Source organism: Alkalibacterium pelagium, from assembly GCF_900109325.1.
Taxonomy (GTDB): Bacteria; Bacillota; Bacilli; order Lactobacillales; family Carnobacteriaceae_A; genus Alkalibacterium; species Alkalibacterium pelagium.
In genome coordinates this window covers 61,937-85,974 of sequence record NZ_FNZU01000001.1, presented here as the reverse complement: position 1 = coordinate 85,974, position 24,038 = coordinate 61,937, and the positions used below count along the sequence as shown (strand labels likewise).

Genomic DNA, 24,038 nt, shown 5'->3' with positions numbered 1-24,038 from the left:
TGGAGGAAAAGATTCATGCTGCAAAAAGCAGAAGCTAAAGCTCCTGGAAAACTCTTTATAGCCGGTGAATATGCAGTCGTCGAACCTGGGTATCCCGCAGTCGTCGCTGCTGTTGACCGGTTCATTACTGTTTCAGTTTCACCTGCAAGAAAAGAGACAGGGACGATCCACTCCTCTGTTCTTTCAAATGAACCGTTAGGCTGGATTATCCGTGATCATGAGGTCATCCTGGAGGAACCGGATCAGAGAGCGTCTATCATAACAGCAACTCTGACAGCACTATCACGATATCTTCATGACTGCGGCATCAAGCTTGCTCCTCTCGATATCTATGTAACAAGTGAAATGGTCAGCAGCGATGGCCTGAAATATGGGCTAGGGTCCAGCGGTGCAGTAACAGTCGCTCTCATCCAGGCCGTTACTCGAGCATACGCATTGGAGTTGGACCCTTTACAGATTTATAAGCTCGCCTGTCTCTCCCATCTATCTTTGGGAAGCAGAGGATCCTTCGGAGATCTCGCTGCAGCCAGCTTTACAGGGTGGATAGCCTATACCCGTTTCAGCAGTCAGCCTGTTTACGATATGCTTGATTCTCTCAGTACGAGAGAATCAGTCGAGCGACACTGGCCTGATCTGATGATCGAGTCCCTGCCACCCATCAATAACTTACACTTCCTTGTAGGCTGGACAGGAGCACCCGCGTCCACTGAAAACCTGGTCAAAACGGTTTCCCGTTCAGATGATGCACTGACTTACACTCGATTCCTCGAAGAAAGCAGGCACTGTGTAACCGATCTGATCGATGCCATCAAAAAACAGAATCAGGAAGGGTTTCTTGCAGCCCTCTCCCGGAACCAGGACATTCTATATGCAATGACGGCTTTCCAGAAACGTGTATATGTCACACCTCTTCTAGAAAAACTGCTTCAGACAGCCGATGCACATCAGGCTACTGGCAAAATTTCCGGAGCTGGCGGTGGTGACTGCGGTATCGCCTTTTTACCTGATGAAATGGATCCTCAACCTCTTTTGTCCGAATGGAAAAAAGAGGGGATCACCCCACTTTCACTGGCTGTTTATCATGAGCCAACTATACTGACTTAATGGAGTGACCTTATGCCTAAATCAAATAACAGAAAAAACGAACATGTTTCGTTGTCAGAAAAATTCTATGACGGACAAGTCTCGTCTTTTAAAGATATTTCTTTTGTCCATCATTCTTTTCCAGAAATGGATGTCTCCGATGTCGATCTGTCCGTTTCTCTAGAAGGACTCAACTTTTCTGTCCCCTTCTTCATCAACGCTATGACTGGAGGAAGCGAATGGACCGGAAAAGTAAATGAGAAACTGGCCATCATTGCACGTGAAACAGGTCTGGCTATGGCTACCGGCTCAGTGAGTGCCGCTTTAAAGGATCCTGAACAGGAAGAGTCATTTAAGATCGTTCGTAAAGTTAATCCTGATGGCCTGGTATTTGCTAATCTAGGAGCTGGACATGGACTGGAAAATGCAAAAAAAGTCGTGGATATGCTGGACGCTGATGCATTTCAGATTCATATCAATGCGCCTCAGGAAATTGTCATGCCGGAAGGTGACCGCGAATTTAAAGGATGGCTGGACAATGTTGAATCCATAGTAAATGGACTTGATGTGCCCGTCATAGCTAAAGAAGTCGGCTTCGGCATGAGTCGAGAAACCATCCGTTCACTGGAATCTATTGGTGTAAAGCTGATCGATATCAGTGGTCAGGGTGGAACCAATTTTGCACAGATCGAAAATTTCCGTCGCAAAGATTTTAAACTGGATGATCTGGAAGAATGGGGTCAGACAACCGCGGTGTCATTATTAGAAGCGGGAGATAGCATAGTGAATGCCCACGTCATTGCCTCCGGCGGTATTCGTCGTCCGATGGAAATGGTCAAAGCCCTGTCACTCGGTGCATCACTCAACGGACTGTCAAGCCAATTCATGCATATGGCACTCAAAGACGTGGACCAGGCCATTGAAACGATCAGTCAGTGGAAGACTGAACTGGCGCATATCATGACGCTCTTGGGGGCCAAAACAGTAACTGACTTAAGGAAAACTGATGTCATCATCTCTGGCAAGACTGCGCAATGGTGTCATGCAAGAAACATCTCAATCCAGAAATATGCTTCCCGTACCTAAACGGGAAGTTTTTTCATATCATCTGAGATGTGCTATGAAATTTAGTAACCTAAGTTAAGGAAAGGTGATCTAATGGCAGACAGGAAAAACAACTTCTTTCACTTTGGATTATGGCAGCTGATCTATATTGTTTTACAGTGCACATGGGGGCTTCTTCAGAGCACTCTTGGTTTCATTCTATTTCTAATTCATTTCCGATGCCCTCATGACCGTTTTCATGGCAGCATCCGTACAAAATGGTCAACATTGAACGGCATATCGCTGGGCCTGTTCATTTTCACGCCCAACGACAAACATAGTCGACTTCTCCGAAGATATAATGGGAACCAGCTTCGTCTGACTGACCAATGCGAACGCATGTCAGTTCATGAATATGGCCACACCTATCAGTCGCTCATTCTTGGTCCGCTCTACCTCTTCACAGTGGGCATCACTTCATTGGGCTGGTCCCGACTGAATCGCTACAAGCAATTACGAAAAGAATACGGGATTCCGTATTCTTCATTATGGACAGAGCGGTGGGCTAACAATCTGGGGGAAAAAGTACTTGGACGGCCATCGATCAGACATTAATTTAAAGCATACTTAAAGCACAGCTTGGGTGATTGACTTCTCTCCCCTAAACTGTGCTTTTTATGTACCAAGAACTCCTACTCTCTTTTCTGGATTTAGACTTGTTCGAGGTCGGCTGGGGTCTTTTGAGCAGGCTGAGATTTATTAGGTTGATTCTGACAGACGTCAGAATCTTCTTAATGCTTAAGTTCAGTTGCCTAAGCGTTGATATTGTCTGGAGTCTGCCTCAGATCCCACTCGAGCTCTTTTTTCTCCCCAGTTTGTCACAAGACACGACTTAGAACACATTCAGTCCCTTGTCCCTCCCCGGTTGGGCCGCTAAACGATAAGCCACATCAAGGTGATCGCACTGACTCCTAGAATCATAGACCAGAGCAGACTTCTAGTTTTTATAGCCAGTAAAATGACAAGAACAGAAGGCAGCAGTTTTATATTCATGACAGGATTCAGATTAAAAGACTCCTCCCAGAAAAACACATCGGAGGCTACAAGAGCCGCAAAAATAGACACCGGGATGAAGGACATCCAGCGGCTTAAAGAAGGTGAAATCTCTTTTTTACTCAACAGAAGCAGCGGAAAGAAGCGTGGAATGAATGTCACGACAGCCATTCCCGCTATTAGTACGACTTGATGTTCAAGCATGGCTGTTTCCTCCTTTAATGCGATCGGTTCTATTTTCAACTATATAGCCTATGCATGAAGCTAAAACTGTCGCGATGACCAGTGCGATGTTGTGCTGAAGAATCACTGTCAGAATGACTGTAAAGCCGACTGAAGCAATTGCCGCCACAATATGTGCTTTAGACACGAACTGCATCACCATCATACACAGAAACATAGCAATGAGTGCATAGTTCATGATGAGCGTATTGATGGGAAACTGACTTCCAATCACTCCACCTATAATAGTACTGACGATCCATGTGCTGTAGTTGGACAGACTGGTCACCAATGCCTCATTTGGGTGCCACTGATTATTCTGAAACCTGGAGTAGTTGATGCCAAAGGACTCATCAGACAAGGTATGACCGAAGAGTCCTAGATAAAGTAAGGACTTATCTTTGACAAAGCTCGATATACTGGCAGACATCAGAACATGTCTCAGATTCAGGAAAAAAACCATAAGGATAACCGACGGAACAGACGCACCCATGACCACCAGGCTTGCCGCAAGGAACTGGGCTGCTCCCGCGTAAACCAGCAGACTCATCATCATGATCTGTCCGACCGTAAAGCCGGCATCATATAGGACGATTCCACAGGCTATTCCCAAGGCAATATAGCTCGCCATAATGGGTGTACTGGCTTTTACACCACTCATAATCGTATCTCTACTCATTTTCAGCACCTCTACTTCTATGTAAATATTATAATAGTATAGCATAGTTTTTCGGCTATTAAAAAAGCAGCCTTCAAGATACAGAAGACTGCTTCACTCACCCATTATTTACTGAACGATGTCATACACCAATGTCGGTTCAGTTGCGCTGTCTGACAGTTTGACATTAGTCAGAACTCTCTCGCCAACCTCATCGCTGATTGCTTTGTTGGAATACAAGGTAGCGATAGACTCTCCCGCACTGACTTTATCTCCAACTTTTTTATGAAGGTAAAGTCCTGCAGATAAGTCGATCTGACTTTCTTTCGTTTCACGTCCGGCACCCAGCATCATCGCTGCAATTCCGATCTGATCAGCAATGATTTCAGAAACAACTCCATCCTGATCAGCTAAAACTTCCTTAGTGTATGCAGCAACTGGAAGAACCGAGTCAGGATCATCTGCTACTGAAGCATCCCCACCTTGAGCTTCAACGAACGTCTTGAAGACCTCAAGCGCTTTGCCGTTTTTAAGGTTTGCTTCCAGTAGGGTCCGTGCTTCCTCAAGAGAGTCTGCCGCTCCTCCTAAATAAGCCATCTGACTTCCAAGAACGAGACACAGTTCAGTCAGGTCTTCCGGTCCCTGTCCTTTAAGCGTATCGATTGCTTCTTTTACTTCCAGACCATTTCCGATTGCATTTCCAAGTGGCTGACTCATATCAGAAATGACGGCCATCGTCTGTCTTCCAACTGATTTTCCGATATTGACCATAGTTTCAGCCAGTTCTTTTGCCTGCTCAACATTTTTCATGAATGCGCCTGCTCCAGTTTTGACATCCAGAACGATCGCATCCGCACCTGAGGCAATTTTTTTACTCATTATTGAGCTTGCAATCAGAGGAATCGATTCTACAGTCCCTGTCACATCACGAAGGGCATATAGCTTCTTGTCAGCCGGTGTCAGATTTCCTGACTGCCCGACTACAGCCACTTTGTTTTTATTGACCAGTTCAGAGAAGTCCTGCTGAGACAGTTCAACATGAAAACCTGGGATGGCTTCAAGCTTATCGATTGTTCCGCCGGTATGTCCCAGTCCGCGTCCGCTCATTTTAGCTACCGGAACCCCTACGCTGGCCACAAGAGGGGCAAGGACCAGTGTAGTTGTGTCCCCTACTCCACCAGTTGAATGCTTGTCGACTTTTACGCCTTCGATGTCGGACAAGTCGATCTGGTCCCCAGATTCAACCATAGCCATTGTCAGGGCACTGCGTTCATCTTCATTCATCCCATTAAAATAAATCGCCATAGCCATCGCGCTCATCTGGTAATCAGGAACAACATCGGCCGTGTACTGGTCGATCATCCATTTTATTTCATCTTGTGTCAGCGCTTGTCTGTGCTGTTTCTTCTCGATTAAGTCGATCATTCTCATTCTCGTAACACTCCATTCATCATTATCATGTAAGCCTTATTTTATCACACCTGATTGTTCTATTAAGTAGAATTTCCTTAGAGTCGATAAGAATCTTCCAATAAAGCCTTTCAATACTACACGTCCTTCTAAAAGAGTGGTAGAATTATAAGGAAGTGCACAACCAAATACTCAAGGGAGCGATTTTATGACTAGTCAAAAGTTGAATACCTTTCTCGAAAATAATCTTCAGGAATTAAAGGATAATGGCCTTTATAATGAAATCGATACGATCCAGGGACCAAACGGATCTGAAATTACGATCAATGGAAAAAAACTGATCAATATGTCTTCTAACAACTATCTAGGATTTGCAAATGATGACCGTCTCAAAGTAAAAGCAAATGAAGCAACTGACACATATGGCGTAGGTGCCGGTGCCGTTAGAACGATTAACGGAACTCAGTCTATCCATGACGAGCTGGAAGCAAAAATAGCTGAGTTCAAGCACACTGAAGCAGCTGTCGCTTTCCAGTCCGGATTCAACTGCAACATGGGAGCAATTTCTGCGGTCATGAACAAAAACGATGCCATCCTGTCTGACGAACTGAACCATGCGTCGATCATTGACGGATGCCGTTTATCCGGAGCAAAAGTTATTCGTGTCAAACACCAGGATATGGATGATCTGAGAGCAAAAGCTAAAGAAGCTGTTGAAAGCGGACAGTATGAAAAAATTATGTATATCACTGACGGTGTCTTTTCAATGGATGGGGATGTTGCGAAATTGCCTGAAATCGTTGAAATCGCTGAAGAGTTCGATCTGATCACGTATGTTGATGATGCACATGGATCAGGTGTCATGGGTAAAGGTGCCGGCACAGTTAAACATTTTGGTCTCCAGGATAAAATTGATTTCCAGATGGGAACCCTGTCTAAAGCAGTCGGTGTGGTCGGTGGATATGTTGCCGGAACTCAGAATCTGATCGACTGGCTTAAAGTACGTGCCCGTCCGTTCCTGTTTTCTACCTCACTGACTCCAGGAGCTGCTGCAGCCTGTATCGAAGCCATCGATATCATGTCCAGCTCAACTGAAGAACACGAGCGTCTTTGGGAAAATGGCCGTTACTTGAAAGCTGGACTTAAAGATCTTGGCTTCAACATCGGTGACTCAGAAACACCTATTACCCCGTGTATTATCGGTGAAGAAAAACTGACTCAGCGTTTCTCCAAACGTCTGACAGAAGAAGGCGTCTACGCAAAATCGATCGTCTTCCCTACAGTCCCTCGTGGAACAGGTCGAGTAAGAAATATGCCAAGTGCCGCTCACACCAAGGACCAGCTCGATATTGTGCTTGAAACTTACAAAAAAATCGGCAAGGAACTCGATGTTATCAGTTAACTTATAGACTTTTAGAGAAAAGGTGATTTTCATCTTTTCTCTTTCTGCTGGTAATAAATAATAGACAAAAAGTCGGAGGTTTACGAGTGAAAAAAATTATCATTACTGGAGCTCTAGGTCAGATCGGATCAGAGCTTACAATCAGATTACGCGAAGTCTATGGAAAAGAAAACGTCATCGCTACTGATATCAGACAGCCCGAAGATTCTAAAGTGGTCACTGATGGTATTTTCGAAATCCTGGATGTGACCGATGCCGATCACATGAAGGATCTGGTGGAGCAGTATGAAGTCGATACATTTATCCACCTCGCTGCTTTACTGTCAGCTGTTGCCGAAGCAAAACCTCAGCTAGCCTGGGATTTGAACATGGGCGGACTGATCAACGCACTGGAGCTGTCACGCGAGTATGACTTGAAGTTCTTTACACCCAGTTCAATCGGAGCTTTCGGACCACAGACCCCTAAAGATCAGACCCCACAGGTCACGATCCAGCGTCCGACTACCATGTACGGTGTCACTAAAGTCAGCGGAGAGCTGCTCGGGGATTACTATTTCCAGAAATTTGGCGTGGATACACGAAGCGTCCGTTTCCCTGGTCTGATTTCCTACGACACACTTCCTGGTGGTGGAACGACAGACTACGCTGTCGATATTTATTATGAAGCATTGAAAAACAATGCATATACATCCTTTATCGACAAAGGCACATATATGGATATGATGTACATGCCTGACGCTGTCGACTTGATCATTCAGCTGATGGAAGCACCTAGCGACCAGCTGGTCAACCGTAACGCCTACAATGTCAGTGCTATGAGCATTGCACCTGAAGATGTCGAGAAAGCTATCCAGAAACATCTGCCTGACTTCAAGCTGAGTTATGATGTTGATCCTGTCAGACAAGGGATCGCAGAGTCGTGGCCAAATGCCATCGACACAACAGCAGCTCAAGAAGAATGGGGATTCTCACCTAAGTACGATCTTGAAAAAATGACTGAAGATATGCTGAAGCAATTGAAAAACAAGGGCATTCTTTCATACGCATGATATATAAAGACAGACCCTGTACTTATAAAATAGTGCGGGGTCTTCTTTTGCCTTAAAAGAGAATACCTCAGTTGACGATGTACCTGGACGAGACTGTTTCAAGATAATCCTGAAAGAGTCCGAATAGACTGCAGATTACCCAGTAAATTGCTGCAACTAGAATGTACATCGTCATATAATCATGCTCTCTTCCTCCAACCACTCTGGCATTTTGAAAAATTTCATTGACTGTAATCATGGCTGCCAGAGATGTTCCCTTAATAACATCCAGGAGAACGCTGCTCAAAGGTGGGATCGCTATTCTGAAAGCCTGCGGAAGAATAATATCTTTCAGCGTGACATAAGGAGTCATTCCGAGAACGGTTGCCGCTTCCCATTGTCCCCGATTCACGGATGAAATGGACGAGCGGAAAATTTCCGAAATATAGGCTGCCCCGTTCAAACTGAAACAGATAATAGCCGATGTCAGTGCATTGAACTGAATGTTTACAAAAGGCAGACCAAAATAAATCAGGAAAAGAAAGACGAGTACCGGTGTCCCCCTCATAAAGGAAACATACAAGCGGGCGACCGATCTTAATGTTCTGGATGGAGACAACCTCATCAGAGCGATGGCCATTCCTATTACTGCACCAATAGCCGTACTGACCAAGGCAATGCCTAATGTATATGGCACGCCTCTTAATAAAAACGGTAATGATTCCCAGGCCAGTTCCGGATCAAATATATACTGCCACTCAATAGACTGCATGGCTACCCCTCTAGTTCGATGGTCATGATGTCAAAGTCCTCTTCAACTGTCACATCTTCCCCATAATAAAATGTCTCTGAGATCTCACTGAGTGTGCCGTCTTCATGCATGGCTTCCAGTACCTGATCAATCTGCTCAGTCAGTGTATCATTGCCTAGTTTAAGAGAGAAGTTAGTGTAGCTCGGATTGAAGAACAGCTCTTCATGAATGTGAACTGGAATATCCGGGAAGGCCGTCAGCGCCATTGTCTGACCGTAAAAATCATTAATGATCAAGTCAGTTCGACCATTTGCTACGTCCCATAAATACTGATCGTTTGTGGCATTGTCATAAATCGCCAGCTCTGCTCCGTACTGCTCTGCAATCTGCATATACGTAGTCGTAGCCGCTCCGGCTGCTCGTTTTCCGTCAAGGTCTTCCATTTCTTCAATCCCTGAGTTATCTTCTTCCCGAACAATCATGGACATATAGGAATATTTATAGGGAATTGTGTAGTTGTATCGGTCCGCATTTTCTCCGGCGTGACTGATACTCAAGGCGGCAACATCAATCTGTTCACTGTTCAGAGACGTCAGCATGCCGTCTACATTCATTTCAGTAAAATCAATGTCCAGTTCCAGACGATCAGCAACTTCTCTCAATATTTCAACTTCAAAGCCAGTCAGTTCATTTGTTTCAGCATCGTGATATGAATTTGGAAAATATGTACCAGATGTCGCTGCCCGGATCACACCCGCTTCTTGTATCTCATCCCAGTTATCTGAACTATTCTCACTAGCACCACTTTCCCCACAGGCTGTCAGCGTTATGACGCTTCCAAGCAGCACCGTCTTCATCAATAATGATTTGTTCATTTTTATTATCCCCTTTCGTTTTTCCTTCAAAATCATAGCAACCTGAAATTTTTAAGTCAAAATTATAGTCGATTTTGTCTGATGAAGAGAAGACACATAGAAATAAATCACTTGCTTATCTTTGTTTTACCAGCTTTCTGATCTTTATTTATATATACAATTTTGTCTTTTTTTAGTCAATAAACTCCTCATTATTTATAATGAAGATTCCATAAACACTTGATTTAACCCTCTGTTCACTTTTCTGCTTCAATAATCAGTCTGATTCTACAAGTATATTCCCAGCTGCACTATTGATTCCTTACCTCTGACTGATATACTGAAAAAAATTTGACTGAATAAGGAAGGGGAAACCTATGAGCTTTCATATTGACCGGACTAAAGACGGATTGTATTATTCGGAGCAAATCAGAAACGGGCACGTTTCATCTGAAGAACTCCTTAAGGCCAGCTTCAAGTCCATTAATGAACAAAATTCGCTGTTAAATGCAGTCGTCCATACGAGAGAAGCTAAAGCACTTAGTAAAGCGCGTGATGAATCGAAGTTAAATGGTCCTTTTAGTGGTGTGCCGATCCTTTTAAAGGAACTGGGTCAGAACATGATCGGAGAACCTGCTCGCGCAGGTTCCAAACTGTTGAGAGAGAACAGATCATCATACACCAGCCACTTTGTTGCCCAGCTTCAGAAATCTGGATTTATCCCAATTGGATCGACTAATGTACCAGAGTTCGGTTTTACCAATATCACGCACTCCGATCTTTTTGGGCCGGCACGTAATCCTTTTAACTCTGAGTTCAGCGCAGGAGGATCAAGCGGCGGTGCTGCCGCAGCAGTCGCATCAGGAATGGTGCCTATAGCTGGAGCAAGTGATGGCGGTGGATCGATTCGCATACCGGCTTCATTTACCGGTTTAGTCGGACTGAAACCGACTCGCGGCAGAACACCTATTGGCCCTGGAGCCGGGCGGGCATGGCAAGGTGCTGCCATCAGCTTCGCTCTGACAAAATCAGTCAGAGATACTGCTGCTTTGCTCGACCACATGCAAGTCGTACAGCCTGCAGCTGCTTTTCAGACACCCTTGTACAGGGAAGGCTATCTTAACAGTCTGACTGCCCCACTTAATAAAAAGATGAGAATCGCCTTTTCCCTGAAATCTCCGATCGGCAGTCAGGTAAGCAGCGAAGCTGAAGACGCTGTTCTGAACGCTGTCAACTGGCTCGAACAAAAAGGGTTTGCGGTAGACCAGAGTGAACCTGATATCGATGGTATAGATCTGATGAAATCCTACTATGTTATGAATTCCGGAGAAACCGCAGCTATGCTGGGGAATATGGAGAAAGTGCTCGGGAGGTCGATCACGATGGATGAAGTGGAACTGCTGACTTGGGTCCTGTATCAGGCTGGAAAAAAAGTCAGTGCAGCTGAGTATTCAAATACACTGAGCACTTGGGATAAGGCTGCGGAAAAAGCTGCTTTATTTAATGAACGATACGACCTGCTGCTTCAGCCGACAACAGCTGAGCCCGCTCCCAGAGTTGACAAGGTCTACTGGTCTGAATCTTTTAAAGAGAAAATGAGACATATTGACAGCTTCTCACCAGACGACCAGCAGCAGCTGATATGGGATATGTGGGAAGAAAGTCTATCGATGACTCCTTTTACTCAACAAGCCAATCTGACTGGCCAGCCTGCGATCAGTCTGCCCACACATCTGACAAAAGAAGGCATGCCTTTGGGAATCCAGTTCACCGCTCCGAAAGGCAAGGAGCACTGGTTACTGCATATAGGCTGTATGATGGAAGAAGATGGGTTATTTATCTGAATAAATGATACGGGGATGAACGCTTCGGTAGTTTTGTCATGAGTTTTGCTGTATTGAGGCATCAATTACTCTATTTTTACACTTGGTTAAGAGCTCAGACCGATTTTGCATCCGAGTGCCGGGGCTATGGCAATTGCGCCTTAATTCAAATCGATTTCTAGGCCGAGTGCCGGAGCTACTACATTCAAACCCTATAAAAACAAAAAAAAGACCTGCAGAACGACAGACTATCCGTCCAGCCGCTCTGCAGGTCTATTAGTCTCTTTTATCTTTCTACATCGATCACTTCAGGTCCGTCTTCTCTTCCGACGATCACCTTAGTGACGCTATCTAGAAACAGCCCGTGCTCCACTACACCTGTGACAGAGTCCAGGAAGGATGCGAGTTTATGAGGATCTTCGATCGTTCCCAAATGCAGATCAATGATATAGTTGCCTGAATCAGTCTCCAGTTTGCTCCCGTCGTCATTCAGACGAAATTCGGGATTCAGATTCTCTTTTTTTAACAGATTCAGTACTTGTCCGCATCCGAATTTCACCACTTCTACTGGGAGAGGGAATGCGCCTAATTTAGATACCATTTTGCTGTCGTCCACGATCCAGATGATTTCTTCAGACTGGTTTGCGACCATTTTTTCAAAGAGGTGCGCAGCTCCTCCTCCTTTTATGCCCTGGTAGTCATCTGAGATTTCATCCGCCCCATCGATGGTCACGTCAATATGATCGACTTCATCAATATCTTTTAACGGAATTCCAAGTTCCCTTGCCTGATCAGTTGTTCTGTGAGAGGTTGTGACGCCAACAATAGACAAGCCTTCTTCTTTCACACGTTTTCCAATCGCCTCAACCATGTAGTAGGCCGTAGATCCTGTTCCTAGCCCAACAATCATTCCGTCCTTTACAAATTCTGCCGCTTTGTAGCCGACCATCTTCTTTAAGTTCATCCGTCTCTCTCCTTCGTATATATGTAATTAAATTATAGCATAGAAAAAAGAAGTAAGACTTGATGATTAAGTCTCACTTCTTAAACTAACTTTATTTGATCATTTTAAACTCCAGAAACAGGTCATTGTAAATCCCGGTGTATTCCAGTCCGAGGTCTTCGTAGACTTCCAGATTGTCCATCATATCCTGGCTCGGATAGAACTGCTCGTCTTCCACTGTTTCTTCAGGCAGGTAGTCCATTGCCGTCTGGTTGGGTGTGCTGTATCCGATATAGTCTGCGTTCTGGGCAGCTATTTCAGGATCCAGCATGAAGTTGATGAAAGCATACGCCGCTTCTTCATTCTGTACAGTGTGCGGGATCACCATGTTGTCGAACCAGAGATTCGATCCTTCTTCGGGTAGAATATAGACAATGGATTCGTTCTCCCACATCATATCTGCAGCTTCTCCAGAATAAGTGACCGCAATCGCAGCCTCTTCCTGAATCATATACATCTTGATTTCGTCAGCCACCAGTGCCTTGATGTTTGGTGACAGTTCAGTCAGCTGGTCTGCTGCTTGCTGAAGTTCGGATGAGTCTCTTGAATTGAGTGAATAGCCTAAAGTCTGAAGGCCGATCCCTATAACTTCTCGGGCCCCGTCGATCATCAGGATACTGTCCGCCAGTTCAGGTCGGTACAAGTCTTCCCAGCTTTCCGGTTCAAAACCTTCCAACAGGTCTTCGTTGTATGCAATTCCGAGTGTTCCCCAGAAATAAGGAATCGAGTAACGGTTCCCTGGATCAAAGTTCAGATCGAGAAAATCAGGATCGATGTGTTCCAGGCCCTCGATTCTAGAATGTTCCAGCTCCACGACTAAGTCTTCTTCAATCATCCGCTCGATCATGTATTCACTTGGAATCGCCAGGTCATACCCCGTCCCGCCCTGCTGTACCTTAGTGTACATGGCTTCATTAGAGTCAAACGTTTCGTAGACAACGCGGTAACCCGTTTCTTCTTCAAACTGCTCAATCAGATCGGAATCGATATAGTCCCCCCAGTTGTACAAGTGAAAAACATCTGCTCCACTTGTGCCCTGAGCCTGCTCGATGTAACGTCCTCCCAGGAAAGCAGTCGTTGTCAGCCCAATAATAACCAGTGACAAATTAATCAGTTTTTTCATTATGGTGTCACCGCCTTTTCATGATTTGTCGGATCCATGTGTGCCAGTTTCTGTCGTGTACGCTGCTGCTGGATGAAATAGTATCCGGCAACAAGGCTGAATGCAACAAGAAAGAGGATCGTACTCAACGCGTTAATTTCCAGACTGACGCCTTGGCGTGCTCTGGAATAAATTTCTACAGACAATGTCGCAAAGCCGTTCCCCGTTACAAAGAAGGTTACTGCAAAATCATCGATCGAGTAGGTAAACGCCATAAAGTAACCGGCCAATATCCCAGGCGTAATGCTTGGAAGAATAATCTCCTTGAGCACCTGTAAATGGTTTGCTCCTAGGTCTCTTGCAGCCGTAATCATATTTCCGTTCATTTCTTCCAACCTAGGAAGGACCATCAGAACGACGATAGGAATACTGAAAGCAATATGTGAGAGCAGAACAGAGTAAAAGCCCAGCTGGAATCCTACTAAAGTAAAGAGCAGAAGGAAACTTGCTCCTATAATCACATCAGGTGAAACCAGAAGAATGTTATTCAGACTCAGAAGCATGTTTTGAGTCTGACGTCTCCTTGAAAAGTAAATCCCAATAGCGCCAAATGTTCCGATCACTGTTGCAATAAGTGCTGATAAAAGAGCGACCCGGATCGTGTCCAGTGCAATGATCAGGAGTCTGGAGTCTTCTGCCAATGCTGCATAATGCTCCAGTGTAAATCCGCTGAACTGGTTCATCGTACCCGCTTCATTGAAGGAATAGTATATTAGATAGGCAATTGGTGTATACAGCAGAATGAATACGACGAATAAATAGAGCTTTGCCCAGTTTTTATTCTTGGTCATCTTCCCGGCACTCCCTTTCTTCGTTTACGTGTCACGTACATAACCGCAAACATGATCAGAATCAGGATGATACCCATCGTTGATCCCATTCCCCAGTTCTGTGTAACCAGAAAGTTCTGTTCGATTGCTGTACCCAGAGTAATGACACGGTTCCCTGCAATCAGTCTAGTCAGCATGAAAAGAGACAAGGAAGGAATGAATACGGCCTGGATCCCACTTCTCACACCAGACAGAGACATTGGAAAGATCACAGATCTAAAAGTCTGCCACTCATTGGCCCCCAGATCCCGGCTTGCAAGAACCATCGATCCGTCGATTTCGTCAATGGCATTGAAGACTGGAAGAAGCATGAACGGAATTTCGATGTAAGTAGCCACAATCAGAAAGCTGAGCCTTGTGAAGAGAAGCGGCTGTGCTCCAATGCCTATATTATCCAGGAGCTGATTGACAAAGCCGGTCTGACTTAAGATGCCTATAAAAGCGTATGCTTTCAGCAGGATATTCATCCATGTCGGCAAAATCAGGATCAGCAGCCATAACTGTTTGTGCTTAGTCTGCGTCAGGAAGTAGGCAGCCGGATAACTGATGGCTAGTGTCAGCACAGTAATCAGGAAAGCATATAAAAACGACTGCATCGTCATCGTCAGATAGACTTGAGACGTAAAATAAGTCTGTATGTTCGTCAGTGTAAATGATCCGTCAAGGCCCCGAAATGACTGTACAAGCAGTAACAAAACGGGAAAAACGACGAATAAAACGATCCACAGGTAATAAGGGATCGAAAGAAGTTTGCGCTGTCTAGTCATTCGCCCCTTCTCCTCTCACCTCTGATGTCGAGGATAATCCGGAAAACTGCTCGATCCGCTCATCGAAGGCTTCTTCCGTTTCATTTATACGCATGATGTGGATATCTTGTGGATCAAATTGAAGACCGACACGTTTGCCGATTTCTGTCTTCTTCGTCGAGTGAACCATCCAGCTGTTTCCTTCATCATCAAGTCCAATGATTTCATAATGGACTCCTCTGAACAACTGACTTTGAACACTGATCTGCAGAGCTCCCTGATCAGCCTGACTAACTACCAGATCTTCCGGACGAATCACAACATCAACTTTCTCATTAGATGTCATGCCTCCGTCAACACACGCGAAACGTTTGCCGGCAAATGACACAACATAATCCTCAACCATACGGCCTTCTACGATATTGCTTTCCCCGATGAAGTCAGCCACATATCGGTTGATCGGCTCATCGTAGATGTCATTCGGCGTACCAGTCTGAATGATTTGACCTTCTTTCATAACCATGATTTCATCACTCATCGCCAGAGCTTCTTCCTGATCATGAGTAACAAAAAGAAAAGTAATTCCAAGACGCCGCTGAAGTTCACGCAGTTCATACTGCATATCTGTACGCAGTTTCAAATCCAATGCGGATAACGGTTCATCCAGCAGAAGCATGTCCGGTTCGTTTACAAGAGCCCGGGCGATTGCTACTCGCTGTTTCTGCCCCCCGGACATTTCAGCTATCCCCCGCTCTTCAAATCCATCCAGTCTGACGAGTTTGAGCACGTCACTGACTTTCTCACTGATGTCCTGTTTGTTCGTTTTTTTCATTTTCAACCCAAAAGCCACATTATCGAAAACATTCATGTGGGGGAACAAGGCATAGTCCTGAAAAACTGTATTGACTTTTCTTTTATTTGGAGGTGTGTTTTTTGTTTCTTCTCCATTAATTCGAATGGACCCTTCAGTAGGTGACGTAAATCCGGCGATCAGATTCAATATCGTCGACTTTCCACATCCTGAAGGACCGAGCAAGGTATAAAATTTTCCTTTCTCCAATTCAAACGAAATGGTCTTTAAGACACTCTCTTTATCATATTTTTTTTCTACCTGATCGAAGGAAACAATTATCTCTTCAGTCAACAAAAAACACCCCTTTATAACCGATTTAATTAACCTTTATAATTATAGCGATTAAGGGGTGAAAAGCAATATTTATTCAGTTGTTTTTCTTATAATAGTCACTAAATATGTTTAAAAAGTGACGCCATCGGTCATTCTTTTTATCTGGCAGAGAATCAAGTGGAAAATATGCCAGCTGCAGTGATTCTTTTTGGTCGTTATATAAGTTTCCCGTATATGCTGTTACATGATATAAGGCACTCACAGAATAGTACTGATCCCCGTTTTTCAAGGTGACGAAATAGTCTCTTCCCGAACAGACTGTTAGAAAAGACATTCTTTGAATAATAAGTCCCGTTTCCTCTTTGGCTTCGCGTACGGCTGTTTCTTCAAAGCTCTCACCAAGCTCCATCAGGCCACCGGGCAGCCCCCATGATCCGTCGAGACGCTGTTGAAGCAGAACCTCATCTTGTTCGTTAAGAAAAAAGAGCACGGACCCATTTAGAATCAGTGGATCGGTCCCGACCCTCCCCCTTAGATCAGTGACATAATCCATCCCTGTCACTCCTTTTCATACTTCGAGCAGATCGACTCGCATATAAAATGGCTGATCAGTGCGGAGTCAAGAGACACGGGGACAGCTGCATCCTTCTTTAGAGCTTCCAGAAATGACTGAATCATCGGTTCAAAGCCTCTCTTTACCAGAGTTTCAGTCCAGTCGCCGGCAGTTTGAGTGAGCCTTCCTTCTTTAGTGTAAATCGATAAATCTGTGAGGTCTTCAACTGTGTATGTTCCGGAAGCACTTTGAAGTTCAAGTGTCTCTCTTTTAGCTCCTGATTCATTATTTATAGAAACCAGCGCAGTCATCTGTTTCGTTTTAAGCATGACCCACGCGCGCTTGAACTGGCCTCCTTCTTCGACAACTTCAGAATCTACTACGTCGATATGCTGGTCATTTAACAAAAAGACCGCTGTATCAATTGGATGAATCATCATATCGAAGATACGGTATCTGACCGGAAAGTCTGTGGCATCAGACTGATTCTTCTGAACGATCAGCATATTGGCATCTTTGACATCAGCCAGTTCCTTTACTTTGGGTGCAAAACGTCGATTAAACCCGATCATCAGCGGCACCTGTTTCTCTGCAGCCAGTGTCATCAGCTCTTTAGTCTTATCCAGTTCTTCTGTAAGTGGCTTGTCGATCAGCACTGGAATCGAATGATTCAGAAAATATGAAACCATCTCATAATGCGTATGAGTCGGGGTATGTATGCACACGGCATCTACTATCTCCGTCAAGTCTTTCCAGGATGTATGCAGTTGATCAGGTGATAAGCCGTATTGTCTCCCCAGCTCTTCCAACTTCTCCTGACTGCGTGTTGAAAAGTGCCACTCATGCTCGGCAAAATGAGTCGTATAGAGTGGGAGATATGCTTTCTGTGCAATAGTTCCTAGTCCAATAACACCAATTTTCATCTGATTTCCTCCATCTGTCCAATGTAAAAGAGCAGCCTGCAACCTGTTAACGACGTTTCACCGCTTTGTGGTCACCAGCTGCTCCTGCATTTAATTTTCTTCTGTCAAAGGCATGATCGTTTCAAGTTTCGCCTTGAAACTGCTAGTCGCTTTTTTTATCAATGTGTCATTGGCCCCGATAAAAGCAGGATGGTCTTCTCCAATGATTTTGACTTCTGTTTCCAGCTGGACGCCATCTTTATCCAGAATGACTTCCTTAATGTGTTCGATCAGCTCGATATAATCCGTTGCTGTCGCATTGTCAATATTGACAATAAATCCGGCATGTTTAGTGGATACTTGTGCGCCTCCCCATTTCAGTCCCTGAAGGCCGGCATCCTGAATCAGTTTACCTGTGAAATAGCCTGTAGGACGCTTAAAGACAGACCCGCAGGATGGATATTCGAGCGGCTGCTTGGATGTTCTGAGATAAGTCAGCTCATCCATTTTCTCTTTGATCGTTTCCGGATCGCCTTCTGTCAGTTCAAATACGACTTCCAGTGCGATCTCATCCGTCTCCTGAAGTTTGCTGTGACGATAAGAAAATTCCATTTCTTCATTCGTCCGTTCAAACATTTCACCGTCACGGGTAAGAACCGTTACTTTACGAATCACTTCTCTCACTTCACCGCCGTAAGCTCCCGCATTCATGTATACTGCCCCACCTATGCTTCCAGGGATTCCACAGGCGAATTCAAGGCCGGTCAGACTGGACTGATAGGCCCGTTTACTGACTTCGATAAGTGGTGCGCCTGTCAGTACTCTGATGCTGTTGTCTTTAACTACGATCTGATTCATATCCGTCAAGATAATCACAGCTCCACGGATACCTCCGTCTTTCACAATAAGGTTGCTGGCATTTCCAAGAATAGTGACTGGCCAGTTCTGCTCATATAGCCACTTGACCAATCCCTGAACTTCTTCTTTCGTTTTGGGAAAGATCAGCACATCTGCTGGTCCACCAGTCTTAGTATAAGTATATTTAGATAACGGTTCATTTTCTTTTATTGATGCATTTGGAAAGTGTTTTCTTAGTTTTTTTGCATTCATTATAATCGATTGTCCTCTCGTTAACGCCTGGATCCTCTAATGATCTGCCACGGATCCAATTTCATGACTTGATGGTATTCATATCTTGTTAGCATGCAAATCACACTAATTCTAACACTAATACGACTGAATGTGTACAATTACCGGGAATTGTCATCTAATCGTCAAGTCTTAAATCATAGCCTAAAGAGGTTTTTTCTGCAAATCTATCAAAATGATCCTTTCGGGCGATACCTAAGTAGTGCGTGTCCTCCTCAAGAGCGACAGTCGGATCAATCTTCAGGTTCAGCTTTCCTTTCCCTTTCTGACTTCCAATAATGGACACACTGTACTTTTCAAACAAATTCAATTCTTGTAGTGTCATTCCGATCCACTCTTCAGGCACTTTAAACTCTGCAACAAAAACATCCTGCCGTATTTCGACCATTTCATTAACAAATGACCGCATCAGTTTTCTTGCTGTATTTTTTCCCATCTGCACATCTGGTATGATGACATGATCGGCTCCCATTTTATAAAAAATATTTTTTTCGATAGTCGTATTGGCTATAGCGTATACTTGATCAATTGCCAGATCTTCACAATGTTCCAAAGCAAGAACTGTTTCTTCCAAGGTCATTCCTGATCCGACGACCGCTATATCTACACTTTGAAAATCGATTTCCTTCAGAAACCCACTGTCTATGCGTGATGCTCTAACAGCCTCCTGGAGAAAGGTCTTACATTCGTCCAGATTGTCCTGATTTTTATCTACCCCTAGAACTTCCGTATTGTAATGCATCAGCTCTTCTGCCAATGCTCTTCCAAAAATGCCGAGGCCGATAATTCCGACTATTTTGTAATCCATTCTTATCACCCTTTACTATATATCTGTCATCGTTTGCTCCATGCTTAACCAAGCATAATATCGATCGTCGGATAGATTTTTTCCCGTTTCTGTTTCTGTCGTCCAATGAGTCCCATGAATACGGACAGCGGGCCGACTCGTCCAGCTATGAACAGTCCTGCAATCACCAGCTGACCGGTTATCGAAAAATCAGCTAGTTCGGTGCTGGTGATTCCTACTGTCGAAACAGCCGAAGTTGCTTGAATGGCGATAGTCGTAAAATCAGCTGATTCAGTCCATAAGAGCACTTGAATACCTGAAAAGAGCAGAACGAACAGACCAATAAAAATTATCATAGCCTGCTTGACGGTCTTTATGTGAATATCCCTTTTTGAAAAAGCGACACTTTCCTGACCTTTTACTTCACTGATAAACGACAGGATGATCACTGCAAAGGTTGTCACTTTTACTCCCCCGCCTGTGCTGCCCGGAGCCGTTCCAATCATGGCCAAAGTCAATAGGATCAGTTTTGTTCCCTTAGAAAAGGCATTGAATTCAATCACAGAGAATCCAGCGGTCCGCATCGTCACAGACTGAAATAGGGAAAGATAGATCCTGTACGGTCCACTATATTGCCCCAAAGTATCCGGATTGGTCCATTCGGTCACTAAAACAAATAAAAGTCCGACAATCAAAAGAATGAGTGTCGTGTTCAATATCATTTTAGTTGTTACTTCCAACCGGTTATACAGGCGCCTAAATCCCATTTTCCTGTAATTTCTGACAAAAAATCGGCCTTTTGCCCTGATATCGAACCAGACGATATGTCCCAGTCCGCCCATTATTATCAGTGCCATCATTATAGTCAAACTGTACGGATCGGAAGAAATAGACATGACACTCTGTGTACTGAAACTTACAAATCCTGCATTGGTGAAGGAGGAGACAGAAAGAAACAAAGAGTGAAACAAGCCTTCAATCCAGCCGTATTCCGGAATAAAACGAAAAGACAGCAAAACGAGTCCGACCAGCTGAATAATGAAAGTGTACTTGAATACTTGCTTAAGGTAATCTTTCATATTCGTGATTCGATACCGGTTAAGCACATCACTCAGAAGGTCTTTCTGAGTATGACTCATCCGCTGATTCATAAGTAGCGTAACCATAGCTAAAAATGTCATCAGCCCCAACCCTCCAACCTGCATCAAGAGGATTGCAACAGTTTTGCCGAAGTAAGAGTATGTATCAGAGAAAGCGAGAGTCGTCATGCTGTTGATCGACACAAGTGAAGCCGACGTGAAAAAATGATCGAAAACTGACCCTTCTTGTCCAGATTGATGACTTACTGGCAAGGAAAGAAGAACGCCTCCAATCAGGATGGACAAAAGTGCTGCGAGAATGATTTTTAAACTGTTCGGCCAGTTTCTTATTTTTAAAAGCAGCTGAGTCATGTGTTCACCTCATTTTTATTCGTTTAATCCAGTGTACCAAAATCACCTTTAAAAGTGGACTGAAAACATCGGCTTAAAGTGCTCGAATGACTCATAGTCAGACGAATAACCTCTGAAAAGCGAGCAGAAAATTAAATTGTTGCTATTTTATTGAAGAGGGATTATAATTATCACGACAAATGAATACTGTACGGGAGTAACAGGCAGAATACATTCTGTTGCAGTGCCACCAATCGTAGATGACTCATCTGCTGGTGCTGCATTAAATTGTGAGACGTATACGGAATAGGCCTTCCGTATGCGTCTTTTTTTATCTAATACTCCCGATGAGTAGAAAGGATAATTGCATGGACTATTATAAACGTAAGAGTGAAGAAGTTCTCACAGAACTCAATGCTTCCCGTGAAGGGCTGACTACAGAGGAGGTAACCAGTCGCCGGGAGCAATATGGCTTAAACGAAATCGCTCAAAAAGATCGACGCTCGATTCTTTCTCTATTTATCGAATCGTTTAAGGATCCTATGGTCATCGTTCTGCTGATTGTGGCTATCATTCAAATTCTGATCGGCGAGCAGCTCGAATCACTCATCATCTTTACCGTTCTGATACTGAACTCTATTCTCAGTGTCGTTCAGACTAAAAAAGCGGAAGATTCATTGGAATCATTACGAAAAATGGCCTCACCGAATGCTAAGGTACTAAGAAATGGGTCAACACAATCGATCGAGGCTAAAAACATTACTGTGGGTGACATTGTTATACTGGAAGCGGGAGATAATATTCCAGCAGACGGTCGCCTGATTGAAGCTGAATCACTTCAAGTTCAGGAAGGATCATTGACTGGTGAATCAGTTTCATCTGAAAAAAGAACAAATGAGCTGACTGAAGATACGCCCCTTGCCGACCGCATCAACATGGTCTACAGTGGAACGCTGGTCACTTACGGACGAGGAAACTTTGTCGTGACTTCAATCGGAGAATCCACTGAAATGGGGAAAGTGGCTCAGCTGATTCAAGGTGCCTCACATAAGCAGACGCCACTGCAGCGTAAACTGGAGCACTTCAGCAAGAAACTGGGCTGGGCTATCCTGCTTCTATCTATTCTTATATTCGCTATTCAAGCTGGCCGTATCTTCCTAGGTAATGCTGAAGATATTACAGTCCCATTGTTGGATGCATTCATGTTTGCCGTTGCTGTCGCTGTTGCTGCGATTCCTGAAGCACTGCAGTCAATTGTGACGATTGTCCTGTCGGTAGGTACGAATAAAATGGCAAAACAGCATGCTATTATCAGACAGTTACCTGCTGTAGAAACGCTTGGATCCACCAGTGTGATCTGTACAGACAAAACAGGTACCTTGACTCAAAATAAAATGACTGTGGTCGATGCCTACATTCCAAATGGTGAATCCAATCTGTTCTCCGGTGATCCTGATAAATGGACTGAGTCCGAACAGATCCTGATGCAGGTGGCTACCCTGACGAATGACTCCACATTAAGTGAAAACGGAGAATCAAGTGGCGATCCCACTGAAGTTGCACTGATTGCATACAGCAATAAACAGAATCTTCCTTACGACACTGTACGTAAAACCTATCAGCGTCTTGCGGAACTGCCTTTTGATTCCAGCCGTAAACGTATGTCCACGGTTCATGACATCGACGGAGAGAAAAGACTTCTAGTAAAAGGTGGTCCTGATGTCATCTTCTCCCTATGTTCAAAAATTAAAATGAACGGTGAAGTCGTCTACTTAACTGAAGAACTTCAGAAAGAACTGGTTGAGCAGAACGAGTACTTTTCTGATCAGGCTATGCGTGTACTGGCTTTTGCCTATAAGCCAATCGATAAAGAAGACATTGATGTGGAGGACGAAAATGATCTGATTTTTGTTGGACTGCTGGCTATGATCGATCCTCCTCGTCAGGAAGTCTACCACGCAGTAGAAGATGCTACTGCTGCAGGAATCAAGACAATTATGATTACAGGAGACCATAAAACGACTGCGCGGGCAATCGCCAGAGATCTGAATATTTCCAGTGAAGGCGACCTGGCACTTACCGGGCAGGAATTGGATGCCTTGTCTGATAATGAACTAATGGAAAACCTGGAAAAAATCACTGTCTATGCTCGAGTCACACCTGAAAACAAAATACGTATTGTAAAGGCTTGGCAGGATAAAAACCAGATAACTGCGATGACAGGAGACGGTGTCAATGATGCGCCAGCTCTTAAACAGGCCGATATTGGGATAGCCATGGGAAGTGGTACAGATGTGGCTAAAGATGCATCAGCCATGATTCTTACCGATGACAACTTCGTTTCGATCGTCAAGGCAGTATCTGTTGGTCGAACGATTTACAGCAACATTAAGAAAGCTATCGCTTACCTATTCTCCGGTAACCTCGGAGCTGTTATTGCTATCCTGTTTGCTCTGATCATGAACTGGATCAGTCCATTTACGGCTCTTCAGCTCTTGTTCATCAACTTGGTCAACGATTCATTACCTGCGATTGCTTTGGGTCTCGAACCAAAAGAGCCAAATGTCATGAATGAAAAGCCGCGGGATACTGATGAGACTATTTTCTCAGGTCAGACCCTTCAAACAGTAATTTTCAGAGGAAGCCTGATCGGACTGGCTGTTATTATTTCTCAGTTCATTGGATTGCTGAACTACACACCTGAGATTAGTGTAGCCATGGCCTTTACCACACTGATTTTAGCTCGTACCCTGCAGGTTTTTCCTGCCCGGTCCATCACTCAGACTAGTGTAGAAGCTGGCTTTTTCAAAAACAAGTTTGTCCTCCTCGCCTTTGTGGTCTGTTCCGGTTTATATGGACTGACATTACTTCCTGGTGTCAGAGGAGTCTTCTCGATTCCTGACACATTTGGATTTATGCAATGGGCTATCGCTGCCGGACTTGCCCTCAGCACGACGTTCATCATGGAGCTGAGAAAGAAAGTTCTGCCGTTTAAATAAATTCATGTCATCAAAAAACAGTG

General features: G+C 44.3%; 22 protein-coding genes. 7 read left to right on the top strand and 15 right to left on the bottom strand.

The genetic code is table 11. The features are described from left to right. Nucleotides 1–15: 15 nt before the first annotated feature. The 3 genes from BMX79_RS00420 (at nucleotide 16) to BMX79_RS00410 (ending at nucleotide 2,742) form a co-directional block, all read left to right on the top strand. The gene (locus BMX79_RS00420; protein ID WP_091478211.1) at nucleotides 16–1,104 is read left to right on the top strand and encodes a phosphomevalonate kinase; all 1,089 of its coding nucleotides are present in this window, start codon (nucleotides 16–18) and stop codon (nucleotides 1,102–1,104) included. Between the two features lie 12 nt (nucleotides 1,105–1,116). Next, on the top strand, nucleotides 1,117–2,169 hold the full coding sequence (gene fni / locus BMX79_RS00415) for a type 2 isopentenyl-diphosphate Delta-isomerase (RefSeq protein ID WP_091478210.1): 1,053 nt from the start codon (nucleotides 1,117–1,119) through the stop codon (nucleotides 2,167–2,169). Nucleotides 2,170–2,241: 72 nt separating this feature from the next. Continuing rightward, complete coding sequence (locus tag BMX79_RS00410) at nucleotides 2,242–2,742, top strand: hypothetical protein (protein ID WP_091478209.1); 501 nt, start codon at nucleotides 2,242–2,244, stop codon at nucleotides 2,740–2,742. A 318-nt stretch (nucleotides 2,743–3,060) separates the two neighbouring features. On the opposite strand, the gene BMX79_RS00405 is transcribed toward BMX79_RS00410, so the two are convergent. From BMX79_RS00405 to BMX79_RS00395, 3 genes are all read right to left on the bottom strand, one after another. Next, nucleotides 3,061–3,384, bottom strand: a complete 324-nt coding sequence (locus BMX79_RS00405; RefSeq protein WP_091478208.1) for an AzlD domain-containing protein — start codon at nucleotides 3,382–3,384, stop codon at nucleotides 3,061–3,063. After that, a complete protein-coding gene (locus BMX79_RS00400; RefSeq protein ID WP_091478207.1) occupies nucleotides 3,377–4,081 on the bottom strand; it encodes an AzlC family ABC transporter permease in 705 nt (234 codons plus the stop codon). Before BMX79_RS00400 ends, BMX79_RS00405 begins: the two co-directional genes overlap by 8 nt. A 108-nt stretch (nucleotides 4,082–4,189) precedes the next feature. Further along, nucleotides 4,190–5,491, bottom strand: a complete 1,302-nt coding sequence (locus BMX79_RS00395) for a pyrimidine-nucleoside phosphorylase (RefSeq protein WP_091478206.1) — start codon at nucleotides 5,489–5,491, stop codon at nucleotides 4,190–4,192. A 187-nt stretch (nucleotides 5,492–5,678) separates the two neighbouring features. On the opposite strand from BMX79_RS00395, the gene BMX79_RS00390 reads away from it, so the two are divergent. After that, a complete protein-coding gene (locus BMX79_RS00390) occupies nucleotides 5,679–6,872 on the top strand; it encodes a glycine C-acetyltransferase (RefSeq protein ID WP_091478205.1) in 1,194 nt (397 codons plus the stop codon). Between the two features lie 86 nt (nucleotides 6,873–6,958). Next, nucleotides 6,959–7,921, top strand: a complete 963-nt coding sequence (locus BMX79_RS00385) for an L-threonine 3-dehydrogenase (RefSeq protein WP_091478204.1) — start codon at nucleotides 6,959–6,961, stop codon at nucleotides 7,919–7,921. A 67-nt stretch (nucleotides 7,922–7,988) separates the two neighbouring features. On the opposite strand, the gene BMX79_RS00380 is transcribed toward BMX79_RS00385, so the two are convergent. Both BMX79_RS00380 and BMX79_RS00375 read right to left on the bottom strand, forming a co-directional pair. Then, a complete protein-coding gene (locus BMX79_RS00380; protein WP_091478203.1) occupies nucleotides 7,989–8,672 on the bottom strand; it encodes an amino acid ABC transporter permease in 684 nt (227 codons plus the stop codon). A 2-nt stretch (nucleotides 8,673–8,674) separates the two neighbouring features. Continuing rightward, on the bottom strand, nucleotides 8,675–9,526 hold the full coding sequence (locus BMX79_RS00375; RefSeq protein ID WP_091478202.1) for a transporter substrate-binding domain-containing protein: 852 nt from the start codon (nucleotides 9,524–9,526) through the stop codon (nucleotides 8,675–8,677). Between the two features lie 356 nt (nucleotides 9,527–9,882). Between BMX79_RS00375 and BMX79_RS00370 the strand changes: the two genes are divergently transcribed. Further along, on the top strand, nucleotides 9,883–11,349 hold the full coding sequence (locus BMX79_RS00370) for an amidase (RefSeq protein ID WP_091478201.1): 1,467 nt from the start codon (nucleotides 9,883–9,885) through the stop codon (nucleotides 11,347–11,349). A 265-nt stretch (nucleotides 11,350–11,614) separates the two neighbouring features. Here BMX79_RS00370 and rpiA read toward each other — a convergent pair whose 3' ends face one another. The 10 genes from rpiA to BMX79_RS00320 form a co-directional block, all read right to left on the bottom strand. Continuing rightward, nucleotides 11,615–12,292: a ribose-5-phosphate isomerase RpiA gene (gene rpiA / locus BMX79_RS00365; RefSeq protein ID WP_091478200.1), complete on the bottom strand. Its 678-nt coding sequence runs from the start codon at nucleotides 12,290–12,292 to the stop codon at nucleotides 11,615–11,617. 91 nt (nucleotides 12,293–12,383) lie between these two features. Next, nucleotides 12,384–13,454 carry an ABC transporter substrate-binding protein gene (locus BMX79_RS00360; protein WP_091478199.1) on the bottom strand — a complete coding sequence of 357 codons (1,071 nt, stop codon included), beginning with the start codon at nucleotides 13,452–13,454 and terminating at the stop codon, nucleotides 12,384–12,386. Beyond that, complete coding sequence (locus BMX79_RS00355) at nucleotides 13,454–14,284, bottom strand: ABC transporter permease (RefSeq protein WP_091478198.1); 831 nt, start codon at nucleotides 14,282–14,284, stop codon at nucleotides 13,454–13,456. The genes BMX79_RS00360 and BMX79_RS00355 overlap by 1 nt, the downstream gene beginning before the upstream one ends. Then, nucleotides 14,281–15,090, bottom strand: coding sequence for an ABC transporter permease (locus tag BMX79_RS00350; RefSeq protein ID WP_091478197.1), 810 nt, complete (start codon nucleotides 15,088–15,090; stop codon nucleotides 14,281–14,283). The genes BMX79_RS00355 and BMX79_RS00350 overlap by 4 nt, the downstream gene beginning before the upstream one ends. Next, on the bottom strand, nucleotides 15,083–16,213 hold the full coding sequence (locus tag BMX79_RS00345; RefSeq protein WP_091478196.1) for an ABC transporter ATP-binding protein: 1,131 nt from the start codon (nucleotides 16,211–16,213) through the stop codon (nucleotides 15,083–15,085). The genes BMX79_RS00350 and BMX79_RS00345 overlap by 8 nt, the downstream gene beginning before the upstream one ends. Nucleotides 16,214–16,289: 76 nt before the next feature. Then, nucleotides 16,290–16,748, bottom strand: coding sequence for an NUDIX hydrolase (locus tag BMX79_RS00340; protein ID WP_091478195.1), 459 nt, complete (start codon nucleotides 16,746–16,748; stop codon nucleotides 16,290–16,292). Between the two features lie 5 nt (nucleotides 16,749–16,753). Then, nucleotides 16,754–17,671 carry a Gfo/Idh/MocA family protein gene (locus tag BMX79_RS00335; RefSeq protein WP_091478194.1) on the bottom strand — a complete coding sequence of 306 codons (918 nt, stop codon included), beginning with the start codon at nucleotides 17,669–17,671 and terminating at the stop codon, nucleotides 16,754–16,756. Nucleotides 17,672–17,761: 90 nt separating this feature from the next. After that, nucleotides 17,762–18,760: a UDP-N-acetylmuramate dehydrogenase gene (gene murB / locus BMX79_RS00330; RefSeq protein ID WP_091478193.1), complete on the bottom strand. Its 999-nt coding sequence runs from the start codon at nucleotides 18,758–18,760 to the stop codon at nucleotides 17,762–17,764. A 157-nt stretch (nucleotides 18,761–18,917) separates the two neighbouring features. Continuing rightward, the gene (locus tag BMX79_RS00325) at nucleotides 18,918–19,607 is read right to left on the bottom strand and encodes a potassium channel family protein (protein WP_091478192.1); all 690 of its coding nucleotides are present in this window, start codon (nucleotides 19,605–19,607) and stop codon (nucleotides 18,918–18,920) included. A 44-nt stretch (nucleotides 19,608–19,651) separates the two neighbouring features. Next, entirely contained in the window at nucleotides 19,652–21,037 is a 1,386-nt protein-coding gene (locus BMX79_RS00320; protein ID WP_091478191.1) for a TrkH family potassium uptake protein, read from the bottom strand. Nucleotides 21,038–21,384: 347 nt separating this feature from the next. Between BMX79_RS00320 and BMX79_RS00315 the strand changes: the two genes are divergently transcribed. Then, nucleotides 21,385–24,015 carry a calcium-translocating P-type ATPase, PMCA-type gene (locus tag BMX79_RS00315; RefSeq protein ID WP_091478190.1) on the top strand — a complete coding sequence of 877 codons (2,631 nt, stop codon included), beginning with the start codon at nucleotides 21,385–21,387 and terminating at the stop codon, nucleotides 24,013–24,015. Nucleotides 24,016–24,038: the final 23 nt, after the last annotated feature.